This window comes from Desulfofustis glycolicus DSM 9705 (assembly GCF_900130015.1).
Taxonomy (GTDB): domain Bacteria; phylum Desulfobacterota; class Desulfobulbia; order Desulfobulbales; family Desulfocapsaceae; genus Desulfofustis; species Desulfofustis glycolicus.
Window position 1 is genome coordinate 173,376 of the sequence record NZ_FQXS01000007.1, and the last position, 6,000, is coordinate 179,375.

Genomic DNA, 6,000 nt, shown 5'->3' on the forward strand with positions numbered 1-6,000 from the left:
CGCGTATGATCATGACACAGGGTATGTTTCTGCCGGCATCTGGCCGGAGATCAGAAATTCCGCACTTTATATCGAGAAACCGATCGGGCTGTTCGCTATGTACCCAGTGTCCGGCGTCTTCAATGGTTTTTGTCGGGTTTGGAAAAATGCTGTCTCAGTCACGCGTCCAGTGCGGTCAGTATATCCTGCCGACCGATGACATGGTATACGAATCGGCAGTGGTGTGTGTCCTCTCTATTGGATGGCGCGCAGGGGCGGTCGGATCGCACCTGTGCCGTCGGAAAAACGTCGCGAATGCCCGGTGCTTCAGTGCCTCGGGGGGAAAGAGATGAAGCAAGGATGCGAGGGTATAGTATGCCGCCCTCCTATCTTGATGGGCGGGTTTCTCCATAGCTGAATAACCGTGAGCGGTTGGATGTTTGTCGTATTGTTTAGTCTGCTGCGTGCCCATGACGTGCCGGTCAGTCCGACCTCTTTTTTGCGGCTGCAGCGGGCGATGGCGGCAGGGCTGGTGCAGTCGCTCGATGATCTATATGTGGCGGCCCGGGCTATCCTGATCAAGAGTGAGCGATTTTTTGATCGCTACGACCAGGTTTTCAGCCACCTCTTTGACGGTACCGACCTGCCTGAGACGGATCCGAGTGCTGAATCATTCTGGGCCCATGCCATGCTCGAAGAATGGCTGCGCGACCCGAAGAAGGCGGCCGCGCAGCTCGGTGTGGACGAGCGGGTGTTGCGGGACCGCTCCATCGATGAACTGCTCGAATACTTCCGTCAGCGATTGCGGGAACAGGATGGCCGACATGACGGCGGCTCAAAATGGATCGGCACTGGCGGCACTTCACCCGTCGGCCATTCCGGATTTCACCCGGGAGGCATGCGAGTCGGCGGCGAATCGAGAGGACGCTCGGCGGTCCAGGTTGCCGCCGAACGTCGCTACCGCGATTATTCCCGGGATCGTCCGCTGGGGGCGGGCGAGGTCGGCGAAGCCTTGAAGAAGCTCCGATACATGGTACCGCGGGGGGCTCGCGACCGGTTGAACGTGGATGAAAGTATCAGTCAGACCATGAAAAACGGCGGCGAGATCGAAATCGTCTTCGAGCGCAGCATTGTCGATCGGCTGAAGGTGATGCTGCTGATCGACAACGGCGGCTGGTCGATGGACCCGTATGTCGATCTGGTGCAGGTGTTGTTTGCCTATTCCCGATCGCAATTCAAGGAGCTTTCCATCTACTATTTCCATAACACAATCTACGATCTGCTCTGGCAGGATCCGGGGCGTCACCGTCGGCCGGTGCCCATCGACCGGCTTGGCGAGCAGGACCCGCAGACGCGGCTGATCATTGTCGGCGATGCTAGCATGGCCCCGTATGAGCTGCTGGTGCCGGATGGGTCGATCTATGCGTTTGAGAGAAGCGGGAAACCGAGTATTGAGCAGCTCCACATGCTGGCCCGGACGTTTCGTTCCCATGCCTGGATCAACCCCGTTGCCGCAAATCGCTGGCCGGTGACACGCAGTATCGGTATGATTCGCCAGATTTTTCCAATGTTTGAGTTATTTCTAGAAGGGTTGGAAGAGGCAGTTTGGCATCTGATGTCGGGGTGAGCGGGACCAGCTTCGGGACGCCATTCTCCCCTCGGGTCCCGCGATAGCGCTTGCCGGGTATCGGGCGATGTACTAGAGTGTCACGAAGCTTTTATCGTGATCCGGAGAGCTGCCGGTCCGCATGCATGGTCCGGATACTCCGACAGCACAGGAGAGATGATGAAGATACCGATTGAGCGCATTCAGGTGGACGAGAAGGTCAGGGTTCGCAAGGATATCGGCAACCTTGAACCGTTGCAGGAGTCGATCGCCGCCGTCGGTCTGATCAATCCGCTTCTGATTGACGAGCGAGACAATCTGGTCGCCGGCTATCGGCGCCTCTGTGCCTGCAGAAATCTCGGCTGGCAGGAGGTGGATGTCAGGGTCATTGAATTCGGCGGTGACGAACTCGGCATGCTTGATGTCGAGATTGCCGAGAATTTCTTTCGTAAGGATTTTAGTCCGCAGGAGATTCTGGAGACCGAGCGGCGTCGTCAGCAAATCATTGAGAAGAACAGGAAGAAAGGGTGGTGGGAACGATTTTGGAACTGGCTGCGCCGTTTGTTCGGAGGGACTGCCGGAACTGACGAAAAACGCCGTTCAGCCTGAATCGGCAAGTGGTGGCGGCCGCCGCCAGCTGTTGTGACGCGGCTCCGTTTTTTGATAAAAGACCAAGGTCGGGAGGGGCTTGATGAATTTTTATGCAATGCTGCAGAAGCGGGCGGCAGAGAATAATCCGATTAGGGTAGGGGTGATCGGGGCCGGTAAGTTCAGTTCCATGTTCCTGTCCCAGGCGCGCTTGACACCGGGCATGCAGATCGTCGGTATTGCCGACCTCGATCCCCGCAAGGCCTTGCAGGCTTTGGTAAAAACCGGCTGGGACTCGTCACAGACAGCAACCGCCGACTCGTCAGGGGCAATCAGCGATGCCGCACGGCGTGGCCGAATTGCCCTGACCGATGATGCGTCTGCCCTGATCGATGCCGACTGCCAGATCATCATGGAGATCACCGGCAATCCCGAGGCTGGTACCACCCACGCGCTCCGGGCTATCAAGTCGGGCAAACACATGGTGATGGTCAATGTCGAGGCTGATTGCCTGCTTGGTCCGGAACTGGCACGGCTGGCACGGCAGCAAGGGGTCGTCTACAGTATGGCCTACGGGGATCAGCCGGCCCTGATTGCCGAACAACTCGACTGGGCCCGCACCGTCGGTTTCGAGGTGGTCTGCGCCGGCAAAGGGACTCGCTACCAGCCAGAATATCACTATTCGACACCGGAGACGGTCTGGGGATACTACGGCTTCTCTGAAGAGCAGGTGGCCAGCGGCGATTACAATGGCCAGATGTTCAACTCCTTTCTCGACGGCAGCAAATCGGCGATCGAAATGTGTGCTGTCGCCAACGGTTCGGGGCTCGTGCCGCAGCGCGCCGGCCTACAGTTTCCATCGGTGGATATCAATGATCTGGCCGAGGTGCTGAAACCGGTGTCAGACGGCGGTATCCTTGAACAGGATGGAACCGTGGAGGTCATTGCCAGCGAATGGCGTGATGGAACCCCTGTTGCTGCCGACCTGCGCTGGGGTGTCTACGTGGTATTTCGCGCTCCCACCCCGTACGTGGCCCGCTGTTTTCAGGAATACGGGATGAAAACGGATAGCAGCGGCATTTATGCCGCCCTCTATCGGCCCTATCATTTTATCGGCCTCGAACTCGGCATCAGTGTTGCCAGTATCGCCTTGCGCGGCGAACCTACCGGGTGCAGCCGGGAGTTCGTTGCCGATGTCGCCGCCTGTGCCAAGAAAGATCTGCAACCCGGAGATATCCTGGACGGGGAGGGTGGTTATACCGTTTTCGGCAGACTGCTGCAGGCACAAGACAGCCTGAACAGCAGGGCGTTGCCGCTTGGCTTGAGCGGCCGGGCTCGGGTAACGGCGCCGGTTGCCAAGGGTGACGTGGTCACCTATGATCACGTGGAAATCGACCACAGCAGTACGGCGTATGCCGTACGGCGTCAGATGGAACGCAGCATGACCGGATGAGGACAGCTAACTGATTTCACCCTGAGGAGGGAACATGAAAAAGATTCTGATCGTCTATTTCAGCCGAACCGGAAAAACTGAAAAAATGGCCCAATACATTGCCGAGGGCGTGCGGATGTCCGGTTGTGCGGTAGAGATGTCCAGTGTATCAAAAATCGCCAGCGATGCGGAAATCATCGGCTATGACGGCTACATCTTTGGCTGCCCGACCTATCACAAGGATATGACGAGTAACATGAAGCAATTCCTGTTTCTTGTCGAACGAGCAAATCTGGTGGGCAAGATCGGCGGCGCATTTGGTTCGCATACCCACAGCGGTGAAGCGGCTCCGATGATTTACGATACCATGCAGCACGTCTTCAAGATGGACATGACTACCCTCGGGCCGTTGAATCTTGAGGAAGCTAAAATCGGTATCGATGAAGGTCTGAAGGCCTGTCAGCAATATGGCCGGGCGGTCGGCGAGATGGTCAATAGCTGAGTCTCGGATCTTAGAGTTGGTTTTTCGTTATTCGAAAAACTGTGTGCGCCGGTGTGTACGGTGGTTCAGTTGGCCGGTGTAAAGGTCATCCCGTGCCACTTTGCATAGGAGCCGTGATCGCCACATGGATAGACTTGATCTCCCCAAAAGCTGATCTTGTCACCAGTTTTGATGGCATGAATTCCGGCATCAATAGTGACATTTCTGTCAGGACAGACGATATACCATTGATCCAGAGGGCAATCGCAATAGAGCGAGCTGGAGAGAGGGTATGAGCCGGCGCTGACGACTTGGTCATTGATAGAGATTTGATAAGGAGAGCGCCCGTCAAACTCGGTTTGAGCTATCAAGGTTATTTGATAACTTCCTGATTTTCCTGGAAAAGTTGTAAAGCAAGTACCGCTTCCCGTGTGAGCGGTCAAGCCGAGGGCCCCGTCACGATTTGACCAATTGCTGGTGCAGGAAAAACTCTGGAAAGCGTTGAGAGAAATTTGTGAAGACGTTGTCTGCGATGTCGTCGTAACGCTGTCTGTGGATGCAGTATCGGTAGTATCAGCGGTTTTGCTGGTTGATTGTTCGACCGTGCCGCTCCCTGCACTTGTCCCTCCATCGTCGTCGTCATCTTCAAAGAGGTCACAAGAGGTTAGCAAGAGGCTCGCGAGAGAGAGAGCAATGAATATTCGAAAGATGTGCACAGGTATACCCTCCAATCACACTTCTGTTTCTGGCGTCGACGACTTAGCCTCGGATTTACCCTTAGGCGTCACCAACCTTGTTGGCGAATGTCATTTTATTACTGCAAAGATAGGTTGTTGACTGTCTAAAAGAAAACGGGTTGCATTATAACACAATTGTTGATCAAGTCGAGCCTTGATTCGTGCCGGATAACTACTTTTAAGGGTTTCTTTCGACGTATGTATAAACATCAATGAATCGTTATAAATCACGTCATCGTCTGTGTTGGAATGGTTTTTAAGCTTTTTGCGTGATGCCTTACTTGTCGAGGGTTCCAGAACAAGACGACGGATCAGAAAACGATAGGGCTCGACTTGTGTTTATGAGACAAGCAGATCTTTCAACCCAGAAGTTGAAGCAGAGAGAAAAGCTGGCTGCCTTTCGAACGCATAGAGGTAAGCAATGTGTTCTGTAACTTTGAACGTATGTCCTCGTGTTGTAAGTGAATTGCTGAAAATGAGTGTCCTTTGCCTCGGTGATGTTTTCCGCGAACTCATTAGGTGGCCATATCAAGATTGGCCAAGCAAGCGTTGTTTGACGGCAGTGTCCGCAGCCGTCTCATTTTTTCCTTTTCGGCGGTGGCTCTTCTTGCCGCCGTATCCGCGTTGATCGGCATGGTCCTGACGCAGCTCAGCGAGCGTCAGACAAGGCAGATCATGACCAGAACCCTCCCCATTGTCGCCGATGCTCAGGGGCTCGGACGGACCATCGTTTTATTCGCCGCAGTGTCAAAAGAGTTGCCGGTTATTGAAGATACCGGTCGTTACCATCAATTGCTGCAGACGATGGAATCGGGCATTGGCGATATGGACAAGCTCCTCGCAGATCTCAACTCGCTTGGCCTGGACGAGGCCTCGTTTCAGGAGATGAGTTCGATGGTCGATGCTGCTCCGCAGCAATTTGGCCCGCCAGAATGAGCTGGCCCTGAAGTTTCTCGATACCCGGCAACGACGCGTGATTGCTGATGCCGGATTGCGTGAGCAGCATCACTTCTTTACGTCGCTGGTTCAGCCGCGGACAACTGCCGGTTATCGGGAATTTGTCGAACAGAGTCAGGATATTCAAACGGATGTTCCAAATATAGAAAGGCCGATTTTGCCCCTCAATATTCTGAATTTATTTCGATTTTCTCCTGCTCGGCAGCTTCCTTCTGCTGTC

Annotated in this window: 7 protein-coding genes; 6 read left to right on the forward strand and 1 reads right to left on the reverse strand. The window is 54.7% G+C overall.

Annotation, left to right across the window (positions count from 1 at the left end):
• Nucleotides 1-403: 403 nt before the first annotated feature.
• From BUC26_RS08055 to BUC26_RS08070, 4 genes are all read left to right on the forward strand, one after another.
• Nucleotides 404-1,606 carry a hypothetical protein gene (locus tag BUC26_RS08055; RefSeq protein WP_279626275.1) on the forward strand — a complete coding sequence of 401 codons (1,203 nt, stop codon included), beginning with the start codon at nucleotides 404-406 and terminating at the stop codon, nucleotides 1,604-1,606.
• A 156-nt stretch (nucleotides 1,607-1,762) separates the two neighbouring features.
• The gene (locus BUC26_RS08060; protein WP_084540539.1) at nucleotides 1,763-2,194 is read left to right on the forward strand and encodes a ParB N-terminal domain-containing protein; all 432 of its coding nucleotides are present in this window, start codon (nucleotides 1,763-1,765) and stop codon (nucleotides 2,192-2,194) included.
• Between the two features lie 82 nt (nucleotides 2,195-2,276).
• Nucleotides 2,277-3,626 (forward strand): NAD(P)H-dependent oxidoreductase, encoded by a 1,350-nt coding sequence (locus BUC26_RS08065; RefSeq protein WP_073375011.1) that lies wholly within the window; start codon nucleotides 2,277-2,279, stop codon nucleotides 3,624-3,626.
• A 34-nt stretch (nucleotides 3,627-3,660) separates the two neighbouring features.
• Nucleotides 3,661-4,107, forward strand: coding sequence for a flavodoxin domain-containing protein (locus BUC26_RS08070; RefSeq protein WP_073375013.1), 447 nt, complete (start codon nucleotides 3,661-3,663; stop codon nucleotides 4,105-4,107).
• Nucleotides 4,108-4,172: 65 nt separating this feature from the next.
• Here the strand turns inward: BUC26_RS08070 and BUC26_RS22925 are convergent, their stop codons facing one another.
• Nucleotides 4,173-4,802: a hypothetical protein gene (locus BUC26_RS22925; protein ID WP_143165952.1), complete on the reverse strand. Its 630-nt coding sequence runs from the start codon at nucleotides 4,800-4,802 to the stop codon at nucleotides 4,173-4,175.
• 540 nt (nucleotides 4,803-5,342) lie between these two features.
• Between BUC26_RS22925 and BUC26_RS08075 the strand changes: the two genes are divergently transcribed.
• The gene (locus BUC26_RS08075; RefSeq protein WP_084540540.1) at nucleotides 5,343-5,759 is read left to right on the forward strand and encodes an MCP four helix bundle domain-containing protein; all 417 of its coding nucleotides are present in this window, start codon (nucleotides 5,343-5,345) and stop codon (nucleotides 5,757-5,759) included.
• The coding region (locus BUC26_RS08080) for a hypothetical protein (RefSeq protein WP_143165953.1) at nucleotides 5,725-6,000 on the forward strand (276 nt) is incomplete at its 3' end. The genes BUC26_RS08075 and BUC26_RS08080, both read left to right, overlap by 35 nt.